This is a genomic window from Collibacillus ludicampi, assembly GCF_023705585.1.
In the GTDB taxonomy this organism is placed as follows: Bacteria; Bacillota; Bacilli; order Tumebacillales; family BOQE01; genus Collibacillus; species Collibacillus ludicampi.
Window position 1 is genome coordinate 2414416 of record NZ_BOQE01000001.1, and the last position, 23801, is coordinate 2438216.

The following is a 23801-nucleotide window of genomic DNA, read 5'->3' on the forward strand; positions in this document are numbered from 1 at the left end:
TCTATATAAACAAGATGACTTGCAAAAGTTATGAAATAGCGTCAGAGAACAACTTTTCAAGTTCTCCTTCTTCAGGGAAACGGTTCAATTCTTTTTTGGAAAAAATCAAGCGTTCACCTACTTTGACTTCGAATACACCTCCTGATGAAGGGATCAAAGTAAAGCTGGCAATTTGCGCTTGGTGTTTCCCTAAAATTTCTTCCGCTGCACGAGCGGCTCTCGGAAGGTAATTTCACATCGTGCAGTATTCGATACTGACTTGAACTTTTTCTGCCATAGCAAAAACCTCCTGTGAAAAGATTTGCCGTTACTATTGTACGCATTTTTCCTTGTACATGTAAACGGACTCCACTTAAGAAGTGTGTTTTCAAAAGTAATGTACCCTTCCCCGAGAAAAACTTTCTTTTTATACGGGGAACGTTTAAGGGAAGGAAAGTCGTAGGTACAGAATAAGTTATCCTGATTTAGGAGAAAATTACAGATGGAAAGACTGATAGGTCTTGTCATAATTGGGGGAGAGAATAAATCTTGAGCCAGGAGAAAATAACCGGATGGCAATTGTGGCTACTCATGATTCCGTACATACTTTCCACAGAAATATTGTCTGTTCCCGCAATCATGGCAAAGTTTGCAGAGTGCGATGCCTGGTTAGCTGTCATCCCTTCTTCCGTAACGGGATTTTGGAGTATTTTCGTCTTGACTGCATTGGCCAGACGATACCCCGAATTGACCATTATTGAATACAGTTCAAAAATTATCGGAAAATGGCCTACAAAGATATTGGAATTCTATTTGTCGTTTATTTTTTTCACATATGTTACGGTTCAAAATTACGAACATTTCGGGTTTGTTACCGATATAGAATTGCAGAAGACCCCCTCCTTGATCATCAATGGAATATTTTTGCTTGTATGTGGTTGGATTGTGTACGAAGGAATCGAAGGAATTGGAAGATGCAGTGAAGTGATTGTTCCATTCGTTCTTATTTTTACGTTCCTATTCAGCTTAATCTCACTCCCGAATGCCGATATTACCCGTTTGCAGCCCATTCTAGAACATGGATTTTCTCCCGTGCTGAGAGCGGCGATTGTGCCATCCGGGTGGATGGGGGAGTTTTTTTGTATTGGATTTCTTCTTCCGTATTTGGATCGTCCGGAAAAAGGACGGATTCTATCCATTCTAGCGATCTTTACCGTGATTGTAGTCACTATGCTTGTGAATTCGTTAACAGTCGCGGTGCTGGGGGATATGACTTCGCAACTGGCCTATCCAGTTTTCACGATTACTCAATATGTAAGTATTGCTGATTTTTTACAAAATGTTGATGCCTTTGTTGTTGGATTATGGACCGTTGGAATCTTTATTAAGCTATCAATTTCTTTATTTCTTCTATGTGTTTGTGTAACTAAATGTTTCGGGTCTTTGAATTACAGAGTATTTATATTACCATTGATTTTATTGTCCGTTATCGGAACACAAATCGTTCGAGATACGACCAATTTAAATGAATTTTTGATTTATACTTTTCCATTCGCATCAATTGTTACGTGTAATCTTTTACCAACGGCCTTATTTGTTGTCGATTCAATCAAAAGACGTGCGAAAAAGAATGCGTTTCCTTTCAACATAATGAAACCACCCCAGCCAAACTGAGGTGGTTTGTTGTTGAGGACGATCCACCCATCAGATGCGCGGTCCCGCGTTCATAATATCTTGTGGAACATCCTTAAACTTCTTGAAGTTATGGATAAATTGTTCAGCAAGCAAGCGCGCCTGTTTATCGTAGGCAGCCGGATCGTTCCAAGTGTTACGAGGCGTCAAAACAGTGTTCGGTACGCCTTGAATCGCGTCGGGAACCAAGATGCCAAAGATCGGATCGGGTGAGAAGTTTGCTTCTTCAATGTCACCGGTGATCGCAGCGGTAACCATAGCGCGGGTGTAAGACAGCTTCATCCGTTGACCGACACCGTACGGGCCTCCAGACCAGCCGGTATTCACAAGGTACACGCGAACATCGTGTTCATCGATTTTCTTACCCAGCATTTCTGCGTAAACGGAAGGAGACAGCGGCAAGAAAGGTGCACCGAAGCAAGTCGAGAACGTCGCTTCCGGTTCGGTTACCCCTCGTTCCGTTCCGGCTAATTTAGACGTATAACCGGAAAGGAAATGGTACATCGCTTGTTCTTTCGTGAGCTTCGCGATCGGAGGCAAAACCCCGTAAGCGTCTGCCGTTAAGAAGAGAATGACTCGGGGATGTCCCGCCACCCCTGGGATAACGGCGCCTGAGATATGTTCAATCGGGTATGCCGCCCGCGTGTTTTCCGTAAAGCGATTGCTGTCGAAATCAGCCTCTCTCGTTTTCGGGTCGACGACTACGTTTTCGAGTACGGTACCGAAGCGGATCGCGTTCCAAATTTGAGGTTCTTTTTCTTCCGAAAGGTGGATGCATTTCGCATAACAACCGCCCTCGATGTTAAACACACCTTTGTCTGACCAGCCGTGTTCATCATCCCCAATGAGACGGCGGTTCGGGTCTGCTGAGAGTGTGGTCTTTCCGGTACCGGATAGACCGAAGAAGAGAGCGACATCTCCTTCTTCGCCAACATTCGCCGAACAATGCATGGAAAGAACATTCTGCTCCGGAAGGAAGAGATTCATTACGCTGAAAATCGATTTTTTCATTTCACCAGCGTATTCGGTTCCTCCGATGAGCACCACGCGCTTTTCAAATGAAATGATGATGCATGTTTCCGAATTCGTTCCGTCGATCTCGGGGATCGCATGAAATCCGGGTGCGGCAATCACGGTGAAAGCGGGCTTGTGATTGTCGAGTTCCCCTTCCGATGGGCGGACGAACAGTTGATGGACGAACAGATTATGCCAAGCATATTCATTGATCACACGGATCGGTAAGCGGTATGCCGGATCATTGCCGACAAACCCGTCAAAGACAAAGAGTTCGCGTCCGCGCAGATAAGAAAGCATGCGGTCATAAATCCGCTGAAAGGCTTCCGGTGAAATCGGTTGATTGACGGAACCCCACGCAATTTTATCATGAACGCTGGGTTCGTCGACTATATATCGGTCTTTTGGTGAACGACCGGTGTATTTTCCTGTGGTTGCACAAAAAGCCCCCGTTGATGTAAGACATCCTTCACGGCGCTCAAGAGCCGACTCAATCAGTCTCGCAACGGAAAGATTATGGTGAACATGTTCTGCATTCATGATTTCTTCTAACTCATTTTCGACAGTTTGGATTTTCATGGAATTTCCTCTCCCGAAATAAGATCATGTTTTCCTCTTGCCATCATTTTAGTATGTCACAATTAAAAATGCAATGACAAAAAAGCGGCTAAATCAAAATAAATGTGACATACTTGTGAAAGGTTTCACAGATAGTGGCGAGGACTATGCTCTTAGGATAAGCATGTATTGAGGGAATATGCGTCTAGGCGTATGCCAGGGATTGACTTTTCCTGAAGACTAAAGTATGATCTAAGTGTATTACTTGATATAGTACACGTAATTCTTTGTGTACACTTATCCAAAGCAAGGAACGTTTGATAAGGAGTGGATGGATTGAGAACCTCAAACATTAAGATTTTGGCACATCTTAGTGCATTTTTTGCCCCGGTCATTCTTCCGATTGTTTTTCTGTTTCTTTTTCGTGACGAAGAAGTAAAAGTGACCTCATTACAGGCATTGATTTTTCATTTTTTAATCGGAATTGCCATATCCGTTTCCCTTGCACTCTCCATTATTTTAATAGGTATTCCTTTTTTGATTTACTTCGCTTTTCTCTATGTGTTTGTTCCTATCAAAGGAGCGATCGAATCATCCAGGGGAAACATGTATTACTATCCATGGATCGGACGATTGTTTCAATAATAAGCGACCCAAGCGCTAGTTTTCAAAGTAGCCCTCCATGCCGCAAGCGGCGCCATCAGAGGATGAAAAGTGTCTTTGGGTGGGCGTAATGTTTTGCGTGAGACAGCGACTTTGGAGGTCGTCTCGCTTCCTTTTTGGTATGGGGTATATGCTTTGCGCGTAATAGCGACTTTGAAGGTCGTCTCGCAACATTTAATTATAATTCCATGCGAGACGACCTTCACGGAGCATGAGCGCAAAGCATAGACCCATTGAGACGACCTCTACGGAGCGCGAACGCAAAGCATACGCAAACCAAACTACACATTTTCAAGATAGGAGGTGAATGCATGTGGCTTGACGTGGATCCACGATCAAGTACTCCCATCTATCAACAAATCGTGGATCAAATCAAAGAAGCGGTGGCACGGAAAGTCCTTCAACCTGGTGATAAATTGCCTTCAGTCCGGGAGCTATCGGCGATGATCACGATCAACCCGAATACGATCGCGAAAGCCTATCAGCAATTGGAGAGGGAGGGGGTTCTTGAAGTGCTGCGGGGAAGAGGGACATTCATCGCCGAAAGGATTGTTCACGTAAACAGGGAAGAAAGGCTACGCCAGATACGGGAGACGATGGAGAAACTGCTCATCGAAGCGCATTATCTTCAATTGACGACGGATGATCTGATGGAACTCTTCAAAGAGGTCATTCGCCAATGGAAACAGGGGAAGGAGGAACGTTAAATGTCCACATATGCGATCGAGACGGAACAACTGTGCAAGCGATTGGATGGAAAATGGTTGGTCGATCATCTGGATCTGCGTGTGCCGGAGGGGAGTATCTTCGGTCTGATAGGTCCTAACGGTGCGGGTAAAACAACAACCATCCGCATGTTGATGGGGATTCTGAAACCTACGTCCGGCAAGGCATGGGTCTTGAGTCAGGATATCAGCGAACCTTCGGGAACATACCGGACGAGAGTTGGGTACGTATCCGACTTTTCAAATTTCTATCCCCATTTTCGCGCAGGTTAATTATTAGAATTTTGCAAACGGGTTTATCGTTATTGGGATCAAAAACGATGCCGGGCGCTGATCGATGCGTTTGAACTTCCTGTTGAAAAGAGAATCCGTACGTATTCCAAAGGAATGAAAACACAGTTAGCTCTGATTATCGCTTTATCGATCAGACCTCAACTCCTCATCATGGATGAACCGACGAGTGGGCTGGATCCGGTCGTGAAACAACAATTTTTGCAACTGATCATGCAAGAGGTGGCGGATGGGAATACGACCGTTTTTTATTCGACACACCATCTGCAGGATTTGGAACGAATCGCAGATTACGCGGCAGCTATCTATAAAGGAAAAGTATTATTTTCAAGGTCGTTGGAGGAGATGAAACAAACGACCCGGAGGATACAAGTCGTTTTTCCTAACGGTTTGCCTGCGGAGATCCGATCTCTTCCTCAAATCCTGCACATTGAAGAACAAGGGAAAATCTATTCCCTGATCGTGAGTGATCACTTCCATGAAACGATGGAACGGATTCGTTCGTTTGATCCTCTTTTCGTTGAAGCGTTGGATCTCAATTTTGAAGAACTTTTTGTCTATACGATGAAGAAGGAGGGATATGTTCGTGAGCGTATCGTTCTTGAATAAGGCGCTTCTTTGGAAAGAATGGCGACAGAACCGTGGATATTTTTGGATGTTGTTTCTCGTGATGGCTTGGGTACCCATAGGTGTGACATTATTTTCAATTGCGATGCAACCTTTTACAGATCTGGCGTGGGGAGGAGATCCGCATAAAGCGTGGTCACGCATCATCTCCTCGCTGGTTCAAGGTCATGCCTCACCGTTTTGGGCTTTTTGGAGCAGTTTCTTTCTTGGAGCCACCTTGCTTGGCCAGGAACGAACGGGAAACACGATCGAATTCCTCGTGACGGCTCCTGTCAGCAGAAGGGCGATCGTCTCGGCCAAATTTTTCATGGGAACGGGAATGATCCTTCTGATCATGCTGCTCATCGGCCTGTTTATGATCATTATGCCGCTCTTTCTACCTGCGCACTATACGTTTCATGATGTTATTGCCTGGTGGTTACCGACAACATGCGTTCAGCTTGCGATCTTCGGGGTCTGTTTTGCAGTATCTACCCTGTCGGGGAAAGCCATAAGTAATTATTTATTATCAATGATCGTCTTATGTCTTCCCCTATGGATTGGGAGTGGAGTCGCATCGATCCTGCGTAGCATTTATCTGAATAGCTATAAGTATGCTTCCATTGTAAGTATATTCGAGCATTGGGGCACCATGATGTTTCTTCCCTCCTACTTGTTTATACCAGGAGCTACAGAGAAAACAGGATTCCTGCATGTGCTTGCATTTCTTTTGGTCACAGTCGTATCCTATATCCTCTCTTGCTGGCTGTTTGAACGAAACCCACTTGAGAAAAATGGTCAAACACTCATATTCGGAAATTTCCTTCGAGTTGCACAAATCGGTTCAGCAATCTTCATCGCATTCTTTTTGGGAGAAAAACAGACTCTGATCCTGCAGGGCGGCTGGGATATCTTCTTTCTTTTCGCTTTGATCGGATTCTTCGCGACGTACTTCATCTGGAAGGTGATTTTCCTCTTGATGAGAAGATGGGGATATGATGAGATATCCATATGAAATGAAATCAGCGAGATATGATAGAGGCTGTTCCCAAAAATCACAATTGATTTTATTTGGAACAGCCTCTTCTGTTATTGATTTTTTGTGAGTGATGAAGCTCTTTTGTTTTAAATATATTTTCGGGCTGCCGGAAGAACCTAAATACCCGATCACGAAAATCATACAACGAAAAATATTTTATTTTAAAAATAATATTAATTATTTAATATAGAATGAAGGTTTCCATAATATATGATATTATATATGAAGAGGGGAGGAGTGAAAAGAATGAGGAAAGTGAAGATCAAATTTCGTGGAATGTTGCAAGTGATCGAAGCTGGTGTGAACACGGCAAACCATATCGTTGAGTTGCAAGGGAAACGTTATGACGCTGACAAGCTCCCTTTGGATGCCCCCGTGTCGGGAACAATTTATGGTGTCCTCCTGAATTACAAGGGGGCACTCGCCACACTTGGGAATGCTGTCAATGAACCCCCTTATAAGGTAGCACCCAAGGCACCTGTCTTATATATCAAACCAGCAAATACGGTCATAGGTTACGGTATGCCTATCCCGTTACCTGATCATGTTCCGGCACTAGAGATCGGTGCAACCCTGGGCGTTGTGATCGGCCGAAAGGCTACTCGTGTGAGTGAGGAACAGGCGTTAACTTATGTAGACGGTTACACCGTGGTCAATGATGTCAGTATTCCGCATACGAGTTTGTACCGACCGGCTGTAAGCCAAAAATCTCGTGATGGCTTTTGTCCGGTAGGACCCTGGGTGATTGAACGCGATGCCGTCGTAAATCCAGATGCATTAAGGGTGCGCGTGTACATCAACGGTGAGTTGCGGCAGGAAAATACCACCGCTAACCTGATCCGTCCAATCCCGCGATTGATTGCTGAAATTACGGATTTTATGACGCTGAACATTGGAGACACGCTTTTGGTGGGGGTTCCTGAAGATGCACCGCTTGCGAAGGCGGGTGATCATGTGCGCATCGAAATCGACAACATTGGTATTTTGGAAAATACGGTTGTGCATGAACGCGAACTCTACAAGGAGGCTAAATGATGAAACGAGCGCGAATTGCCTATCTGGGCGCGATCCATGAGGCTGTTGAAATGGACGGTCGCCTCAAACTGGATGATGGTCGTATTGTGGAGGAACATCAAGTGGTTTGGTTGCCACCCGTGCAACCTCGTACGGTGTTCGCCCTCGGTCTGAACTATGCGGATCACGCAAAGGAACTGTCGTTTAAAGCTCCAACTGAACCGCTTGTTTTTCTGAAAGGGCCTAATACGTTCGTCGGTCATCGGGCCCATACCCGTCGTCCGTCGGATGCGACTTACATGCACTATGAGTGTGAACTGGCTGTCGTAATGGGTCGTACGGCCCGTCATGTCAAACGCGAAGACGCTTATGATTATGTATTGGGTTATACTGTGGCAAATGATTACACCATTCGCGATTATTTAGAAAATTACTATCGGCCCAACCTGAGAGTCAAAAACCGTGACACATGTACGCCGATCGGACCATGGCTGGTAGATGCCAAAGATATTGCCGATCCGATGAATTTGACCTTGCGTACTTATGTGAACGGAAAGTTGACACAAGAAGGTAACACACGGGACATGATTTTCAGCATTCCCGTTCTGATCGAGTATTTGAGCAGTTTCATGACGCTTAATGCCGGAGATATCATTTTGACCGGAACTCCCGAAGGATTGATCGATACAAAAGTCGGTGACGAAGTTGTTACGGAAATCGAAAGCATAGGGAGATTGGTCAACACGATCGTTGGGGATGAATCTTTTAATGAAACTAACATGTAAAGGAGTAAAGTCATGCCACATTTTATCGTCGAATATACCAATAATATCAAGGCCGAAGCGGATATACCCGGTCTTCTCAAAAAGATCAATGATGTTTTCATCTCATATGACCATATTTTCCCAATAGGTGGAATTCGCTCGAGAGCCATCGAACTCAAAGATTATTGTGTGGCCGATGGAGCAGAGGACGATGCGTTTGTCCATGCTACTTTAAAGATTGGCGCAGGTCGATCCGCAGAAGATAAGAAGGCAGTCTGTGATGATCTCTTCGAAGTTATGAAGGAACATTTTGCAGACTTATTCTCTAAACGTTACTTGGCATTGTCAATGGAGTTGATCGAATTTAGTGAGTTCGGTACTTATAAACACAACAATATCCATGCTCGTTTCAAAAAATAGGTTCCGTCATTACGCTGCTGTTCAATTTTCAAGCAAACTTAGATGAACTGAAATGATGGATACCACAATCGCGCCGTACCGGGACTCTCGGTACTATCGATCCTACACGAATAATCAAAGATGTTTGCCATACTCATAAGTTAATTTGCAATGAAGTCTGGTGTTGTGCGATTGTGGTTCAATACTTTTTAAGATTTTATTATCCATCAATATACCTTATTTTCGGAAATGATAATTAATACAATAATTTCGAATAGTCTATTGACAATCATATATGATTTTATATATTATATTCACAGGGTTATTAAATAAGGCTAAAATCGAGAAGGAGGCTAAGAGCTTGGACGATTGAACTTATAGAAACTTTATGGGTAGATTGCTATTGATGTAACCGTTATCACGAGAGTGGTAGACGAAGAAGTACTGGTATGACAGCGAATGCATGTATGTATCGCTGAATCCTAAAAGAATTTTGATATCAATTGTTCGTTAAATCTTTGTACAATTTACAATAGACGTGATAGTATCATTTGGAGAAAAAACGATGTATTGAATCATATATTATTTCATATACTTTTTCGGCATTAAGAAAACGTTTCAAAAACATCAAGCAATGAGTAGGTGTTAATTTAGATGAGCAAGGTTAGAGTTGATCGAGTTCTTCACTACATTAACGGACAATTTGTTGAAGGAGTTTCGGGCAAACGTTTTGAGAATATGAATCCGTTTAACAACCAGGTGTTAAATGAAGTGGCAGAGGGTTTCAAGGAAGATATAGATTTAGCGGTACAAGCGGCACGAAAGGCTTTCGACCAAGGGCCATGGGGGAAGATGAGCGTCACCGATCGGTTAAAATATATTCTCAAGATTGCAGATTTGATCGAGACCTACAGTGAAGAATTATCGTATCTCGAATCGCTGGATACGGGTTTACCAATTAGCCAAACCAAGAAAATGGCGGCTCGTGCGGCGGAAAACTTCCGGTTTTATGCGGAAATGGTGAAGAGCCGGATGGTGGGAGAGGCTTATCAAGTGGACGGAGATTTCATCAATTATACGATTCATAAACCCATTGGAGTTGCAGGTTTGATTACTCCCTGGAATGCTCCCTTTATGTTAGAAACTTGGAAAGTGGCTCCTGCATTGGCTACAGGTAATACCGTTGTTTTAAAACCAGCTGAATGGTCACCGCTTACGGCGAATAAACTCGCTGAAATCATTCATGAAGCCGGACTGCCGGAAGGCGTCTTTAACGTTGTACATGGTTTTGGGGAAACGGCTGGAGCATCTCTAGTCGCACATCCTAACGTTCGCTTAATCTCTTTTACTGGAGAAACGACAACTGGATCGGAAATTATTAAAAATAGTGCGGATACTTTGAAGAAAATTTCTATGGAGCTTGGTGGAAAATCACCGGCGATCGTCTTTGCCGATGCCGATTTAGAAAGTGCATTGGACGCAGTGGTATGGGGGATTTTCTCCTTCAATGGTGAACGTTGTACCGCAAATTCGCGTCTCTTCTTGCAAAAGCCCATTTATGATACGTTTGTTGAAGCATTAAAAGAACGTGTCTCCAATATCGTTGTCGGTGACCCTATGGATGAGTCTACAGAAGTGGGACCTTTAATTCATAAAAAACACTGGCAAAATGTGATGAACTATATTGACATTGCCCGTGCGGAATGTGCAGAAGTGTTCAGCGGATCGATTCCAGATGCATATCGAGCGGGTAATTATGTAGCGCCAACGCTTCTTTTAAATTGTCATAATCAAATGCGTGTAGCGCAAGAAGAGATCTTTGGACCGGTCATGGCTGTAATTCCTTTCGATACGGAAGAAGAAGTATTGCAGATGGCTAATGATGTAAGATATGGTCTGGCCGCTTACGTTTGGACAAGTGATATTAAACGTGGACATCGCTTGGCACAAGCGATAGAAAGTGGAATGGTATGGATCAATTCACAAAATACAAGGGATTTGCGGATTCCTTTTGGAGGAACCAAACATAGTGGAATCGGGCGTGAAGGTGGACACTACAGCTTTGAATTCTATACAGAAACCCAAGTGATTCATGTCGCTATTGAGAACCACCATATCCCTAAATTCGGAAAAACAAAAAAGTAAGAAATATTAATAACAAATAGTAAAAATCAGGGGTGATCAAAATGCCGGCTAAGACAGGACAACAATATATTGAACGAGTGGACAAAGCGCGATCCAATGTGTGGATTGATGGAAAGAGGGTAGAGGGGAAGATTTCTGAACACCCTGCATTCAAAGGGGTCATGAAAAGCCAGGCTGCTCTCTACGACATGCAGCATGATAAAGATAAACAGGATTTTATGACTTATAAATCACCGACAACAGGTGAACGAGTAGGAACATCTTTCCTACAACCCCGGACCAAAGAGGATTTGGAAAAACGCCGCAAGATGATTCAAGAATGGGCCCGTTTCAACGGAGGGATGATGGGGCGTTCTCCAGACTATATCAATGCCGGATTGATGGCTTATGGAGCGGCAGCGGAAATGTTCGGAAAACAGGATCCCATGTTTGCCGAAAACATGCGGAATTATTATGAATACGCCCGTGAAAACGATTTATCGTTAACGCATACGCTAATCCAGCCTCAAGTCAATCGGGCAGTCAATTCGGCACAGCTTCCGGATCCGTATATCGCGGCGCGTATCGTTAAGAAAAATTCGGAAGGGGTTGTTATTCGGGGAGCACGCTTGCTGGCGACACAAGGGGGAATCACCGATGAAATCATGGTGTTTCCTTCAACGGTTTTGAAGCAGTCAGATGATGAAAAACCATACGCATTTGCCTTCTGCATTCCGAATAATACACCCGGATTGAAATTTATTTGTAGAGAATCGTTTGATTACGGGAAATCCGCTTTCGATCATCCGTTGGGTTCCCGTTTTGAAGAAATGGATACGATTGTAGTCTTTGATGATGTAACTGTTCCGTGGGATCGCGTTTTTGCCCTTGGGGATGTTGAAATTTGCAATCGGGCCTATATCGAAAGTAACGCTCAAGTTCACATGACTCACCAAGTCGTATCTAAAAATATTGCGAAAACGGAGTTCATCCTTGGCATTCTACAGTTAATGGTAGAAACCATTAATATTGGTCAGTTTCAACATGTACAGGAAAAAATGTCTGAGGTCATCATTGTCCTTGAAATCATGAAATCGTTGATGATTGCAGCAGAAACGAATGCCCAAGTAGATAAGTGGGGAATTATGACACCGGACTTTAAACCTTTAAATGTTGCCCGAAACTATTTCCCCAAAATGTATCCCCGGTTTATGGAGATCATGCAATTGCTTGGAGCGAGCGGTTTGATGGCGATTCCAAATGAAGCAGACTTTAACTCTGAACTTCGTGCAGATCTGGATAAGTATTTGCAAGCCGCAAATTCGGATGCTTATAACCGGGTTAAACTGTATCGATTAGCATGGGATACATGTATGAGTGCTTTTGGGTCGCGCCAAACGCTGTATGAGCGCTTTTTCTTCGGAGATCCCGTCCGTATGGCTAGCGCTTTATACAACTGGTATGGTAAACAAGAATACGTGGATCGTGTCAAGGAATTTTTACAGCGTTCTGAAGAACTCGTGTTGAAGGGATAATTATCTATATATAAAAAATTCATAATAATTAAAATTAATTGGATTTAATACAAATGAGAAATCTATTCCACTTCGTTCAACAAATAAAACGATTGAACCCAAAGCTATAGGAAGATGTAAAAAATGAGTAAAAGGAGAGAGGTGTGTTATAAATGAAATTTGACATTATTCGTTTAGCGCATGCCGAATTCAATGTAACTGATTTAGAACGAGCGAGGGATTTTTATGTCAATGCGCTTGGATTTATTGAAACAGAATCAGATTCTCATCATATTTATTTACGTGCTATCGAGGATGCCAATCATCACTGTCTTGTCTTGACGAAATCAGATGTACCGAGTGTGAATCATATCTCCTTCCGAGTCGGAACGGAAGAAGAATTAGATCGATTGACCCATTTTTTTGCTACCCAAAACTTGCCGATTCGTTGGCTTGAAAAAGAAGAAGAAAGGGGACAAGGGAGAGCCATCCGAATCCAGGATCCCGGCGGTATTCCTGTCGAGTTCTTCTGTGAGATGGAAAAGGCTGAATGCATGCTTCAGAAATTTAATAAGCACTATGGAGCGAAAATCAAGCGCATTGATCACGCGAATTGTAACGTTCGCGACATTGATAGGGTGAATCAGTGGTATACAGAGAATTTGGGATTCAAGTGTTCCGAATACACGGTTACAGGTCCGATCGACAATGAACGGTTATGGGCTTCCTGGTTGCATCGTAAACCAAGTGTGCATGATTTAGCTCTGATTCATGAGAAAGGACCGCGCATTCATCACATTGGGTTCTGGATGGAAGATTCGAAATCGATTCTCGATGCTTGTGATTATTTATCGAGTTGCGGTTATTATTCGAGCATCGAGCGCACTCCGGGGCGTCATGGCACCTCTAATGCATTCTTTGTTTACCTTCGTGACCCTGATGGCCATAGATTGGAATTATACACCAGTGACTATTTCACAGGTGATCCGGATTGGGATCCGATTAAATGGCATCTAAGCGATCCGCAACGTGCGACTTTATGGGGAGCAGAGCCCCCTATAAGCTGGAAAAAGGAAGCGATGCCTGTTCAAAATATCTTAACCGGTGAATTAATGGAAATCGGTGAGCCCATGATATACAGCGAAATTAGAAATTAAACAGTTTCATTCCTTACCGACAGTCAGTTGGACGATCTCATGTAACCCAAAAACCAAGATCAGATCCTCCCTTGAAGAAAGGGAGGCCAGACTTTAGACAAAACTCCCTCTATTTTTGTGGCAACGAGGGAGTTTTGTCTGCAATCTGAAACACCCCCAAGGGGGTATTCTTTTTAAGGGGAACTTAGCCAATACGTTTTTCAATCATTTTCACTTTCCGATTCATTCCCCATCTTTTTTTGGAATGCCTTTGCAGTAGCCATAAAATGTTTCCTTACTAGCTCTTCGATTTCCCTTGAAGGGGCTTTTTCCTTAATCATTTGTATGATAAGGGCATGTTCCCCAATGGATTCCCGAGCACGATGAGGTACATAGGAAAAACCATATTGACGAAATCGCGGCATGAGTTCCCAAGTAGACTGAATCCTTTCTATGAGTAAAGCATTACCGCTATGTTCAACAATAATCCCATGAAATCTACGATTTAAAATTCCAAATTGATCAAGTTCAAAATGAAAAAGAGCCTCCTTCATTTCTTCATTCATCTGCTCGAGAAGTTTAATGGATTCTTCCGTGATGGATCGGGAGCTCAGAGCGGTTGCAAACCCCTCTAAGACTGCTAATACCGATAAATTATCCAAATATTCAGACTCATTTACGGTACTCACAATTGCTCCACTGTACGGTTTATACTGAATCAAGCCGTCGGCTTCTAATTGACGAATCGCCTCCCTTACGGGAATGGGACTTAATTGTAGTTCTTTAGCAATCTGATCAATAACAATGCGATGACCTGGTCCATAGATTCCGTCTAGAATGCGCGAACGTAGAATTTCATAGGCATATTGCTTTTTACTAATGATGTTCTTTTTCTTTTCCATGACTGAATCATATATTAAATCATTTATGATATCAAGTGGTTTATAAACAAGTACATCAGCTTAATAAGATGCAAATCAATTCATTGGTGCAGGAATATATGTTCGCATGACGAATGATTAGGTTAAAGATAAGAGGTGAGAAAAATATGGGAGTCGCATTTCGCTTTGTTCATACAGCGGATTTGCACTTGGACAGTCCGTTTATAGGAATCGGGCAATCCTCCCCCGTCATTCAAGAAAGATTACGGGAGGCAACATTCGCGGCGTTTCACCGCATCGTCGATCTGTGCATTCGTGAAAACGTTGATTTTTTAACGATCGGCGGGGATGTGTTCGACGGAGCTAACCGCAGTTTGCGAGCACAAGTGCGCTTTCGTGATGAACTGAAGCGTCTGGGTGAGGCGGGTATACGCTCATTCGTTATTCACGGGAACCATGACCATCAAGGTGGGGAACGGATACGTCTGGAGTGGCCCGAGTTTGTGCACATCTTCTCCGCCCAATCGGTGGAAGCCGTTCCGGTCTTTCGTGAGGGACAGGAAATCGCGCGCATCTATGGGATCAGCTATCCGCACGCGGAGGTTACGGAAAATTTGGCAAAACGGTTTAAAAGGGATGCGGACGCACCTTACGCGATCGCGCTTTTGCATACAAACGTGGGGAGCGAAAATGAACATGCCAATTACGCCCCCTGTACGCTCAGTGATTTGAAAAAATCGGGGTTTGATTTTTGGGGACTTGGTCATATTCATAAACGCGCTTTGTTGCACGAGGAACATCCAGTCATTCTTTATCCGGGCAATCCCCAGGGACGCCATCCGAATGAAACGGGGGCACGTGGATGTTATCTGGTCGAGGTAGACGAGAATGGCCATACGGTCTGCACGTTTCATGAGACGGACGACGTCCGCTGGGTCATTGAGGAAATCACGATCGACGGACTGACAAGGGAAGAGGAATTGTACGCTCGATTATTGGAACAAATGGATACGGTTTATCGACAACACCGGGGGCGTACCGTGATCGTGCGCATACTGCTCAAGGGTCGGGGGCCCCTCCATTCTTACGTCAAAGTACGAGACATGAGGGAAGACCTTCTCGCAGCATTACGCGAAAACGCCCCGGTCGATGAGGATACATACATTTTCTGTGAATCGATTCAAACCCGAACAAAACCTCTCATCGATAAAGAGATCTTTCGCAATGATCCAGGTCTGCTTGGAGATGTTCTGGCATTGGCTGAATCTTGTCGCACGGAGGAAGGAAGACTTGATTTCTTGAGGAAAGCGATTCAACCTCTCTTCGAATCGGCTTCGGCGAGGCAGGTACTGGAACAACCAAGCGATGAAGAACTTCTTCAGTGGTTAGCGGAGGCTGAAGATGTATTATTGGAACTGTTAGGGAAGGAAGAGGATTAATGCGAATCATCGATTTGCACATTGACGGATTCGGCCATTTTCAAAATCTGCGAGTGGAACTGTCTCCCGGGTTCATGGTGATCGAAGGACCGAATGAGGCGGGAAAAAGTACATTGCTCGCTTTCATCCGCGGACTTTTGTTCGGTTTGGACAAATCGCTCGTACGCCGGTACGAACCGCTTGGAGGCAAATCTTATGGTGGAAGGATGAGGGTTTGCGACCACAACGGACACACCTATACATTGGAAAGAACATTCGGCCGCAAAGGGGAACCGGTCATCTACCTTCCGGATGGAACACGCGAGGGAAAATCTTTTCTTCCCATACTGACGGGTCCCATTCATTCCTCTGTCTTTTACAACGTGTTTGCTTTCGGACTCAACGAATTAGAAAAGCTGGAAAGCCTGCAGCATCAAGAGATCCATGAGAGGATATACAGCACAGGTATGGGGCTAAGTTCGGTCTCACTCGCGGATCTTTTTCGCTACCTGGAAGGAGAGATGGAGAAAAGATACAAACCTCGGGGCAGTACGCAAGTGATTGCCGAATCATTGCGCACATTAAAAGAATTGCAGAAGAAAATCAGAAGCTATCAAGATTTACCAGAATCGTATAACCGATTGCAAGAGGAATGGCGCGAGATTGAAATACAATTGTCCCGGCTTGAGAGAGAAAGAAAAGAGAAAGAAGAAAGCATCGCGCACGCAAAGATTTTGCTAGAATTGCGACGCGTGCTGGATGAACGAAACGAAATCGTTGCGCGTCTCCACTCGTTGCCGCAAACCGGTCGTTTTCCCGCCGACGGACTTACACGTTTGGAGCAGATTGAACAAAGGGAAGCGGAACTACGTGTGGAGGAACTTCACTTACAAGAAGAACGGCGTGAGTGGAATAGCAAATGGGACAAACTTGCTTCCCCATCCGTTTTTCTGGCGCACGAGAGGGATTATCTCCGCCTCCGTTCCCTGCGCGAATCCCTGGCAGCCGATCTCAATGAACGTGCTGCCAAGGAAGAATCTCTCGCGATGATGAATCGCGAATTGCATGTACTTCTTGACAAGCTAGGTGATCGACGTTCTCTCGATTGGATTGAGCGACTGGATACATCGCTGCCGCAGCGGGAGTGGATTCGCATCCAGGAAAAGCTGCTGTCAACTGCAGAACAGGTAGTTAAGGACGTATCTGAACGTTATGAACGGGCCAAAGAAGAATATGATCAAATACAAAACGAATATACGGAAAAGCTGAATGAAATCCGTGCTTTTGAGTCTTCCTCCCCCTACACGAAAGAGCAGATCGAAGAAAGGGAACTCCTCTTGCAAAGAGTCAGCGAACTGCGACAGGATATTACGATGTTGCAAAAGGATGAAGCGCAATTGTGTCGTTCACGGGAGGAGCGGACGAAGACACTTGCTCTTTTGATGAACAATGGGAAGGAAACAAGTTCCGCGTATCGTTGGATCGGTATAGGCCTGACGTTTGTGGGAGTGTTTAGCATTCTCTTGGCCTGGTGGTTTTCCGTTTCAGTCGTTGCTGGACTGGGAATCGGAGCGATTGCAGGCGGAGGATTGATCTTCTTCTTGAAACGAAAAGGTGAAGAACAATCATCTCCCCGGCAGTTTATATCGGAGACACAGAAGGAATTAGAGCGACTGGACCAGGAGATCGCCCACATACGAACGATTCTGGAGGAGAAAAGAGATGAAGCGCGGGACTGTGTGTACAGACTGACAGGTGAAAATCAGCTATCGGAAGAGAAAATGAAATTCCTTTTTAAGGAAATTAAAGAATTACGTGCAGCCTGGGCGCAACTGAATTGGAGAAAAGCGGCACTCGACGATTTGACAAAAAAGAAGCTGCAATGTGAGCAGAGGATCCGCTCACTTGCAACTTTATTGGAAAAAGAACAGAGGGAACGGGACAAACGATTCGCTGAATGGGACGCATGGCTGACGGAGCAAGGGTTGCCCCCGGGGCTGACGGCGATCAGCGTATTGGAAGTGTTTCATGTGATCGAACAAGCCCAACAGCTCGTGAAGCGGAAGCAAGAAGTGAGCAAAATTCTGAAAGAAATAAACGCGAGGATCAAGGAGACAAGGGATCTTTTGCAAACGTTTCTTGAAAATATAGGAAGAGCACCTATCGATGAAGGGCAGGAACTCGTTACTTTCGATTCTTTAGAGCAAGAGTATGTGCAGGCAAGTAAGAATGAACAAGAGAGAACACATCTTCTCACTGAATGGGAGAAGTTGGAGAAAAGGTTGCACATTTGGGAAAAGCAAATGAATGATCTGCGAGAAAAAAAAGAGAAGCTGTTCGGAGTGGCGGGTGTGAAGGATGAAGAATCGTTTCGAAGGTGCGCCCAACTATGGGCAGAGAGATGTTCACTAGAAAAAGAGTTGACGATCATTGATGCGCGACTAGAAACGATTGCGGGGTCAAAAGCACGATTAGAAAAACTTTTGCCATCATGCATGGAAGACGAGATCATGACGCTTCAGTCCCGGATTGCCAAGTGGGAAGAAGTAATCGAAAATGAACGGATCATGGTTTCGCAGTTGCAACAACGCAAGGGGGAGTTAAAACAACAGAGAGAAGAGATGGAAAACAGCCATGAATTAGCCGATTTGCGACTGCAAGTCCAACAATACAAAGAAAAAGTGAGAGTGGAGGCACACGAGTGGGCGGTCTTTGCGATTGCCAGAGCTCTTTTACAAGAAGCGAAAGAACGTTATGAGCGGGAAAAGCAGCCTTCCGTGTTGCGCAAAGCGTCTGTCGCATTTCAGACGATCACGCAGGGGCAATTTCGACACATCTGGAGCCCTTATCATGAGCAACAGCAGATCGAGGTGGAGACGGCGGAGGGAAGGCGTCTGGAATTGCAAATGTTAAGCAGGGGTACGGCCGAACAATTGTATCTCTCGATGCGGATTGCCCTCATTCAAGAGATGGCGGAACAGGGAATCGAACTGCCTGTTGTCATGGATGATATATTTGTCAACTTTGATCCGATGCGTCTCCGCTCATCGCTCGCTGCATTGCGTGAATTGGCGAAAACGCATCAAATCCTGTTTTTTACTTGCCATCCGCATATGGCTTCTCAAATGGTGCAGGAGATCCCTGGGGCTTCGCGCCTTTGTCTTGAAGACCGTCAATTGACCCCCGCACGGTAAGAATGTTATTTAACTGCTTGCATGCGATAAAAATCAAAACCCTCGGCTTCTCTTGGGCCGAGGGTTTTTGAGGACAGCTTCACGTAACGGCTTCGCTCAAAGATCATTTGATTTTTTTGTTGTTTTTTCCTTTTCTTTCTCCTTCTCCTTGTTTTTATCTTGAGCCGTTTTCGCTTGATCCTTCTTGGGCTCTGTCTCTTGTTGCGGTGGTTTGATATAAGGAGTAGGACCGGTTGCGAAAGATTCCGGAGGGAGGTCGGCTTCAACGCGGCTGATCACTTCGCGGAAGAGACGAGCCGGAATCTCACTTCCCCCGCGGTTTAAATAATGATCGATATCTGTATGATCAAACCCCATCCAGACCGAAGCGAGATAACGCGGTGTATATCCGACAAACCATGCATCTTTGTTGCCTGATTCCGTTTCGATCATCTCTGTCGTTCCCGTCTTGCCGGCAACAGGGCGGCCGGGAATACGCGCATTCGTTCCTGTTCCTTCATTCACAACGACTTGTAATAATGAAGTCATTGCGTCAGCCGTCGATTCTTTCATTACCTGTACAGGTTCCGGCTTGTTTTCATAAAGAGTTTTATCGTCATCCGTTGATATTCGCTCAATCACATGTGCAGGGATACGGACTCCTTTATTATCGAAGGCGCTGTACGCATCTGCCATTTCTATAGGGGAAACGCCTTGTGTCATACCTCCGATGGCGAGTGCCAGTCCCGTATCCCATTCATGAAAATGAATGCCTGCCCGTTCCGCGAACGCTTTGCCTGTTTCCACGCCGATCTGGTTTAGGAGAGAAACGGCAGGTATATTCCATGACATGCGTATGGCGTCTCGCATCGTGACTTGGCCTCGTTCCTTCCGATCCCAATCTTGGGGCGTATATCCGCCAAAGCTAATCCTTCTATCGTTTAGAATGGATGCCGCATTGTAACGTCCAGTGTCGATCGCCGGTCCGTAGACCATCAGAGGCTTAAAGGATGAGCCCGGTTGCCTCTTAATTTGATATGCACGGTTTAAACCAAGAAATTCGTGAGGACCGCGACCGCCCATGATTGCCAAGATAGAACCAGTCTTCGGGTCTTCCACTACCATTCCCGCTTGCACAGGCGTGCCATCCGCGGCGTTCGGATGAAAGTTGTTCGGATCCTGAAACGCTTTCTCCATAATGTTCTGAATGCCAGGGTCAAAATCCGTGTAGATTTTGTAACCCCCTTTAAATAGGTTTTCTTCGGGCATGTGCAAACGTTGTGCGGCCTCATACAAAACGTACTCCACATAATAAGGGGCGTTTGGTGCAGGCGGTTTTGGTTTTTCTTTCAATACATATAACGGTGCCTGTTTCGCTTGATCGCGCATGACAGGAGTTATGTAACCGTTACGAGCCATCGCATCAAGTACGAGATTACGCCTTTTCAACGCCATATCCGGATGGACGAAAGGATTGTAGTCGGTAGGAGCTTGCGGCAATCCCGCCAAGAGTGCACATTTGGCCAGGCGTTCAAGGGGCGGATCTTTCTTCATATCCTCGATACTTTGGCCAAAATAGGTTTTTGAAGCCGCTTGGATTCCTGTTGACTCAGCGCCGAAGAAGACATGATTGAGATACAACGCAAGGATTTGCTCTTTGGTATACCTTTTTTCCAAATCGGCTGCCAGAGAAAGTTCTCTGACCTTTCGTTCATACGTGCGGTCGGAACTCAGATACACGCCTTTCACTAACTGCTGGGTAATCGTACTCGCGCCTTCGACTGTTTCTCCATGGCTAAAATTACGATACGCGGCTCGTAAAATGCCTTGGATATCAAATCCTTTATGCTCATAAAAATTCTTGTCTTCAATTGCAATCAAAGCTTGTTGCAACTCAACGGGAACGGAACTTAAAGGCACCGGTTCCGCCTGGTTTGGTTGAATCTCGGCGATCACCTTCTTATTGCGGTCATAAATGATCGTCGAGATCCGCTTCTGAACCAGCTTGTTGGGATCAAGCGGCGGAATCGAAATCGCGGCTTTTACAGCATAAGTAGCAGAAGCTGAAAGAACGACAGCGATTCCGATGCTGAATGCAAACCGCTTCCACATGAAACACACGCCCCCTTCTATGAAGTCGTATGGAAGTTTTTGTGCTTCATTCTCGATATACAATTCCAGTCTATGTATCCCTCTGGAAAACTAGGTCTGAAAATTTGTTAATACAAGTATAATCGAAAGAGTTATACCTGTCATGAAACGGAAGTCCCTTTTTAAGCCCTCCGATCTCCTTCTCTTTGGCTCGCTAAAATATGTATCGATTGAATCTTTTCTCAGCATAGAAAAAGGCATGCTTGTCATGAAACAGCATGCCTATATATAGAAAGTGGGAGATTGCCATTTTAGGGAATTTCACGATGGTCGAACGCTAGATTTTTACAGGTTCTTTTTCACACATGGTTCCTTCTTTTGCATAGCGAATATGCCAGGAAAATGCTTCTTCCAATATATGAGGTGTTTGACCGCCGCGTTTACATGCGGCGATGAAATAATCGTTTAAAGCATCTCGGTAGATCGGATGTACACAGTTATTGATAATGGCCCGCGCCCGTTCCCGTGGTGCCAAGCCACGAAGATCCGCGAGACCTTGTTCCGTTACGACGATATCCACGTCATGTTCCGTATGGTCAACATGTGCGACCATCGGTACGACGCTGGAGATCGCTCCGCCCTTCGCAGTTGATGGGGTTACAAAAATACCCAGCATTGCATTTCGGGCAAAGTCGCCAGATCCCCCGATACCGTTCATCATACGGGTCCCCAACACGTGTGTTGAATTGACATTCCCGTAGATATCAAATTCTAATGCTGTATTCATACAGATTAAGCCAAGACGACGAATCAACTCAGGATGATTCGTAATCTCTTGCGGACGAAGAATCAGCTTGTCTTTGTAACGGTCAATATTTGGAATGACATCCGCTGCACGTTTCGGCGATAAGGTAATCGAACACGCAGATGCAAACGAAACCTTGCCCGCATCGATAAGATCGAAAACGGCATCTTGCAGCACTTCGGAATAAACCTGTAAATTCGTGAATTCAGATTCCAAAAATCCATGAAAGACCGCATTGGCTACAGAGCCGATCCCCGATTGAAGAGGGGTTAGATTTTTAGGGAGACGACCCACTTTTATTTCATGCCGGAAAAAGTCCAGAAGGTGACCTGCGATTTGTTTGGTTTCCATATCGGGTTCGGTGATCGGTGACGTATGGTCAAGTTTTTCGGAAATAACGACAGCTTTCACTTTTTCCGGATCGACCGGGATATACGGCGTACCGATACGTTGATCGACTCTCGTTAAAGGAATGGGTTGGCGATTGCCGCGTGCTCCCGGATCATAGATATCGTGAATGCCGACCAATCCTAACGGTTGGGCGATATTGAGTTCAATGATGATCTCTTTCGCGAATTTGGCGAAAATGGCAGAGTTCCCTACGGAGGTGGTGGGTACAATCCCTCCTTCTTCCGTAATGGCAACCGCTTCTATAATCGCTACATCGATAGAGGGCAAGTAACCGCTTCTGACGAGTTCCGCTGTATGGGATAAATGCTGATCGATAAAAAGAATATCACCGCTGTTAATTTTGCTGCGCAATTGTTTATCCGCTTGAAACGGTAAACGTTTGTGAATGAGATTCGCTTCGGCGAGGACGCCATCCACTTCATCACCGATGGATGCTCCGGTAAAAAGATTGATCTTGAACGGACGTTCGGAAGATTTTACGCGTTCGGCTAATGCAATCGGGACGACTTTTGCATCACCTGAACGCGTGAAGCCGCTCAGTCCGATAGTCATACCGTCTTTTATCAAAAGAGAAGCTTCTTCAGCCGATACAATTTTATTTAAGAACGATTGATTGCGAATTCTTTGCTCGTACATATCGTTCACCTCGTGGGCAGATGATAGCGTTTGCAGAAAGAGTAACATAATTTTTAGACTTTTACCCATCGATGACGATAAACGACAATTTTTGCTGATAAAACAGAAAAAATGAGGTTGAGTGTTCAGAAACCAAGTGCGCGGCGAAAAGCACTCGCATATTTCTGGCTAACAGGGATACGGGTCTGGTTTTTGTCTTTCATGAGAAGGAGGAAGGTGGAATGAAAATCCCGGTGTATTTCTTGGATATAAGACACATTTACAAGGAATGCACGGTGGCAACGAACGAAAAGATGGGGTGGCAGACTCCATTCTAATTCTTGTAAGGTGCGTCGGATACGATATTTTTCGAGCTTCGTGTACATATACGTCTGTCCTTCTTCACTCGTGAAAAAAGCCACTTGCTCGTAATGCACGGGCACAAATCGATCTTCCGTTTGCCCTATTAGAAACTCATTTCTCGGCAACGGTTGAAACAGATTTGCTTGTTCAGGGGGAAGGATCAATGTGACGGAACCGATCGGTTTCCCCTGATCGTCAAATATGGGCGTCCCCAGTCCGAAATAAGGAACGCCAAAAACGTTTGCAGGCACATAGTTCATGACTTTTTGTTTTTCGAGCAGTGCTTGTTGTGCGATGGATCCTTTTTTCAAGTGTTCACCGGGGGATATTTTCAAGTCGATCGATTTGCTAGGTTTATAGATCAAATAATGTTGACGGTCGGAAATTGCAATCGACGTTTCGTATGGAAAGAATTCACGGAACGATTGAATCAACGAATCAATAAGTTTCGATTCCACAAGTTTTCTCTCCTTAAACAGTCTTCAACTCCTATTGTAGCATGTTTTGCTGTTTTTCAATCGACTTG

17 protein-coding genes and 2 pseudogenes are annotated in these 23801 nt (G+C 44.8%); 13 read left to right on the top strand and 6 right to left on the bottom strand.

Annotation, left to right across the window (positions count from 1 at the left end):
* Positions 1-28 precede the first annotated feature (28 nt).
* A pseudogene (locus DNHGIG_RS12155) lies at positions 29-220 on the bottom strand (Rdx family protein); the annotation flags it as partial.
* A 308-nt stretch (positions 221-528) separates the two neighbouring features.
* Between DNHGIG_RS12155 and DNHGIG_RS12160 the strand changes: the two are divergent.
* Positions 529-1653 (top strand): GerAB/ArcD/ProY family transporter, encoded by a 1125-nt coding sequence (locus tag DNHGIG_RS12160; RefSeq protein WP_282199829.1) that lies wholly within the window; start codon positions 529-531, stop codon positions 1651-1653.
* A 30-nt stretch (positions 1654-1683) separates the two neighbouring features.
* On the opposite strand, the gene pckA is transcribed toward DNHGIG_RS12160, so the two are convergent.
* Entirely contained in the window at positions 1684-3264 is a 1581-nt protein-coding gene (gene pckA / locus DNHGIG_RS12165; RefSeq protein ID WP_282199830.1) for a phosphoenolpyruvate carboxykinase (ATP), read from the bottom strand.
* 315 nt (positions 3265-3579) lie between these two features.
* On the opposite strand from pckA, the gene DNHGIG_RS12170 reads away from it, so the two are divergent.
* The 10 genes and pseudogenes from DNHGIG_RS12170 (at position 3580) to hpaD (ending at position 13539) form a co-directional block, all read left to right on the top strand.
* Positions 3580-3888, top strand: coding sequence for a DUF4870 domain-containing protein (locus DNHGIG_RS12170; RefSeq protein ID WP_282199831.1), 309 nt, complete (start codon positions 3580-3582; stop codon positions 3886-3888).
* Between the two features lie 329 nt (positions 3889-4217).
* Complete coding sequence (locus DNHGIG_RS12175) at positions 4218-4613, top strand: GntR family transcriptional regulator (protein WP_282199832.1); 396 nt, start codon at positions 4218-4220, stop codon at positions 4611-4613.
* Positions 4614-5531, top strand: a pseudogene (locus DNHGIG_RS21050) (ABC transporter ATP-binding protein).
* A complete protein-coding gene (locus tag DNHGIG_RS12190) occupies positions 5509-6543 on the top strand; it encodes an ABC transporter permease (RefSeq protein WP_282199834.1) in 1035 nt (344 codons plus the stop codon). The pseudogene DNHGIG_RS21050 and the gene DNHGIG_RS12190 overlap by 23 nt, the downstream one beginning before the upstream one ends.
* A gap of 270 nt (positions 6544-6813) precedes the next feature.
* Positions 6814-7602 (top strand): fumarylacetoacetate hydrolase family protein, encoded by a 789-nt coding sequence (locus DNHGIG_RS12195; RefSeq protein WP_282199835.1) that lies wholly within the window; start codon positions 6814-6816, stop codon positions 7600-7602.
* Positions 7602-8366 (top strand): fumarylacetoacetate hydrolase family protein, encoded by a 765-nt coding sequence (locus tag DNHGIG_RS12200; RefSeq protein ID WP_282199836.1) that lies wholly within the window; start codon positions 7602-7604, stop codon positions 8364-8366. Before DNHGIG_RS12195 ends, DNHGIG_RS12200 begins: the two co-directional genes overlap by 1 nt.
* A 12-nt stretch (positions 8367-8378) precedes the next feature.
* A complete protein-coding gene (locus DNHGIG_RS12205) occupies positions 8379-8765 on the top strand; it encodes a 5-carboxymethyl-2-hydroxymuconate Delta-isomerase (protein WP_282199837.1) in 387 nt (128 codons plus the stop codon).
* A 633-nt stretch (positions 8766-9398) separates the two neighbouring features.
* Positions 9399-10889: a 5-carboxymethyl-2-hydroxymuconate semialdehyde dehydrogenase gene (gene hpaE / locus DNHGIG_RS12210; protein WP_282199838.1), complete on the top strand. Its 1491-nt coding sequence runs from the start codon at positions 9399-9401 to the stop codon at positions 10887-10889.
* A gap of 41 nt (positions 10890-10930) precedes the next feature.
* Positions 10931-12403 (top strand): 4-hydroxyphenylacetate 3-monooxygenase, oxygenase component, encoded by a 1473-nt coding sequence (hpaB, locus tag DNHGIG_RS12215; protein ID WP_282199839.1) that lies wholly within the window; start codon positions 10931-10933, stop codon positions 12401-12403.
* 152 nt (positions 12404-12555) lie between these two features.
* Positions 12556-13539 (top strand): 3,4-dihydroxyphenylacetate 2,3-dioxygenase, encoded by a 984-nt coding sequence (gene hpaD, locus DNHGIG_RS12220; RefSeq protein ID WP_282199840.1) that lies wholly within the window; start codon positions 12556-12558, stop codon positions 13537-13539.
* Positions 13540-13739: 200 nt separating this feature from the next.
* Here the strand turns inward: hpaD and DNHGIG_RS12225 are convergent, their stop codons facing one another.
* Positions 13740-14420 (bottom strand): GntR family transcriptional regulator, encoded by a 681-nt coding sequence (locus DNHGIG_RS12225; protein ID WP_282199841.1) that lies wholly within the window; start codon positions 14418-14420, stop codon positions 13740-13742.
* 146 nt (positions 14421-14566) lie between these two features.
* On the opposite strand from DNHGIG_RS12225, the gene DNHGIG_RS12230 reads away from it, so the two are divergent.
* Both DNHGIG_RS12230 and DNHGIG_RS12235 read left to right on the top strand, forming a co-directional pair.
* Positions 14567-15838, top strand: a complete 1272-nt coding sequence (locus DNHGIG_RS12230) for a metallophosphoesterase family protein (RefSeq protein WP_282199842.1) — start codon at positions 14567-14569, stop codon at positions 15836-15838.
* Positions 15838-19011: an AAA family ATPase gene (locus DNHGIG_RS12235; protein WP_282199843.1), complete on the top strand. Its 3174-nt coding sequence runs from the start codon at positions 15838-15840 to the stop codon at positions 19009-19011. Before DNHGIG_RS12230 ends, DNHGIG_RS12235 begins: the two co-directional genes overlap by 1 nt.
* A 96-nt stretch (positions 19012-19107) precedes the next feature.
* Here the strand turns inward: DNHGIG_RS12235 and DNHGIG_RS12240 are convergent, their stop codons facing one another.
* The 3 genes from DNHGIG_RS12240 to DNHGIG_RS12250 form a co-directional block, all read right to left on the bottom strand.
* The gene (locus tag DNHGIG_RS12240; RefSeq protein ID WP_282199844.1) at positions 19108-21102 is read right to left on the bottom strand and encodes a transglycosylase domain-containing protein; all 1995 of its coding nucleotides are present in this window, start codon (positions 21100-21102) and stop codon (positions 19108-19110) included.
* Positions 21103-21418: 316 nt separating this feature from the next.
* On the bottom strand, positions 21419-22933 hold the full coding sequence (gene scpC, locus DNHGIG_RS12245) for a succinyl-CoA:acetate CoA-transferase ScpC (RefSeq protein ID WP_282199845.1): 1515 nt from the start codon (positions 22931-22933) through the stop codon (positions 21419-21421).
* A 125-nt stretch (positions 22934-23058) separates the two neighbouring features.
* On the bottom strand, positions 23059-23733 hold the full coding sequence (locus DNHGIG_RS12250) for a LytTR family transcriptional regulator DNA-binding domain-containing protein (protein ID WP_282199846.1): 675 nt from the start codon (positions 23731-23733) through the stop codon (positions 23059-23061).
* Between the last annotated feature and the right edge of the window lie 68 nt (positions 23734-23801).

Excerpts from the sequence above, each read along its gene's own strand:
- hpaD (WP_282199840.1), top strand. The coding sequence starts at position 12,556 with ATGAAATTTGACATTATTCGTTTAGCGCATGCCGAATTCAATGTAACT.
- hpaB (WP_282199839.1), top strand. The coding sequence starts at position 10,931 with ATGCCGGCTAAGACAGGACAACAATATATTGAACGAGTGGACAAAGCG.
- scpC (WP_282199845.1), bottom strand. The coding sequence starts at position 22,933 with ATGTACGAGCAAAGAATTCGCAATCAATCGTTCTTAAATAAAATTGTA.
- DNHGIG_RS12230 (WP_282199842.1), top strand. The coding sequence starts at position 14,567 with ATGGGAGTCGCATTTCGCTTTGTTCATACAGCGGATTTGCACTTGGAC.
- DNHGIG_RS12225 (WP_282199841.1), bottom strand. The coding sequence starts at position 14,420 with ATGGAAAAGAAAAAGAACATCATTAGTAAAAAGCAATATGCCTATGAA.
- DNHGIG_RS12235 (WP_282199843.1), top strand. The coding sequence starts at position 15,838 with ATGCGAATCATCGATTTGCACATTGACGGATTCGGCCATTTTCAAAAT.
- DNHGIG_RS12205 (WP_282199837.1), top strand. The coding sequence starts at position 8,379 with ATGCCACATTTTATCGTCGAATATACCAATAATATCAAGGCCGAAGCG.
- DNHGIG_RS12195 (WP_282199835.1), top strand. The coding sequence starts at position 6,814 with ATGAGGAAAGTGAAGATCAAATTTCGTGGAATGTTGCAAGTGATCGAA.
- hpaE (WP_282199838.1), top strand. The coding sequence starts at position 9,399 with ATGAGCAAGGTTAGAGTTGATCGAGTTCTTCACTACATTAACGGACAA.
- DNHGIG_RS12240 (WP_282199844.1), bottom strand. The coding sequence starts at position 21,102 with ATGTGGAAGCGGTTTGCATTCAGCATCGGAATCGCTGTCGTTCTTTCA.
- DNHGIG_RS12175 (WP_282199832.1), top strand. The coding sequence starts at position 4,218 with ATGTGGCTTGACGTGGATCCACGATCAAGTACTCCCATCTATCAACAA.
- pckA (WP_282199830.1), bottom strand. The coding sequence starts at position 3,264 with ATGAAAATCCAAACTGTCGAAAATGAGTTAGAAGAAATCATGAATGCA.
- DNHGIG_RS12200 (WP_282199836.1), top strand. The coding sequence starts at position 7,602 with ATGAAACGAGCGCGAATTGCCTATCTGGGCGCGATCCATGAGGCTGTT.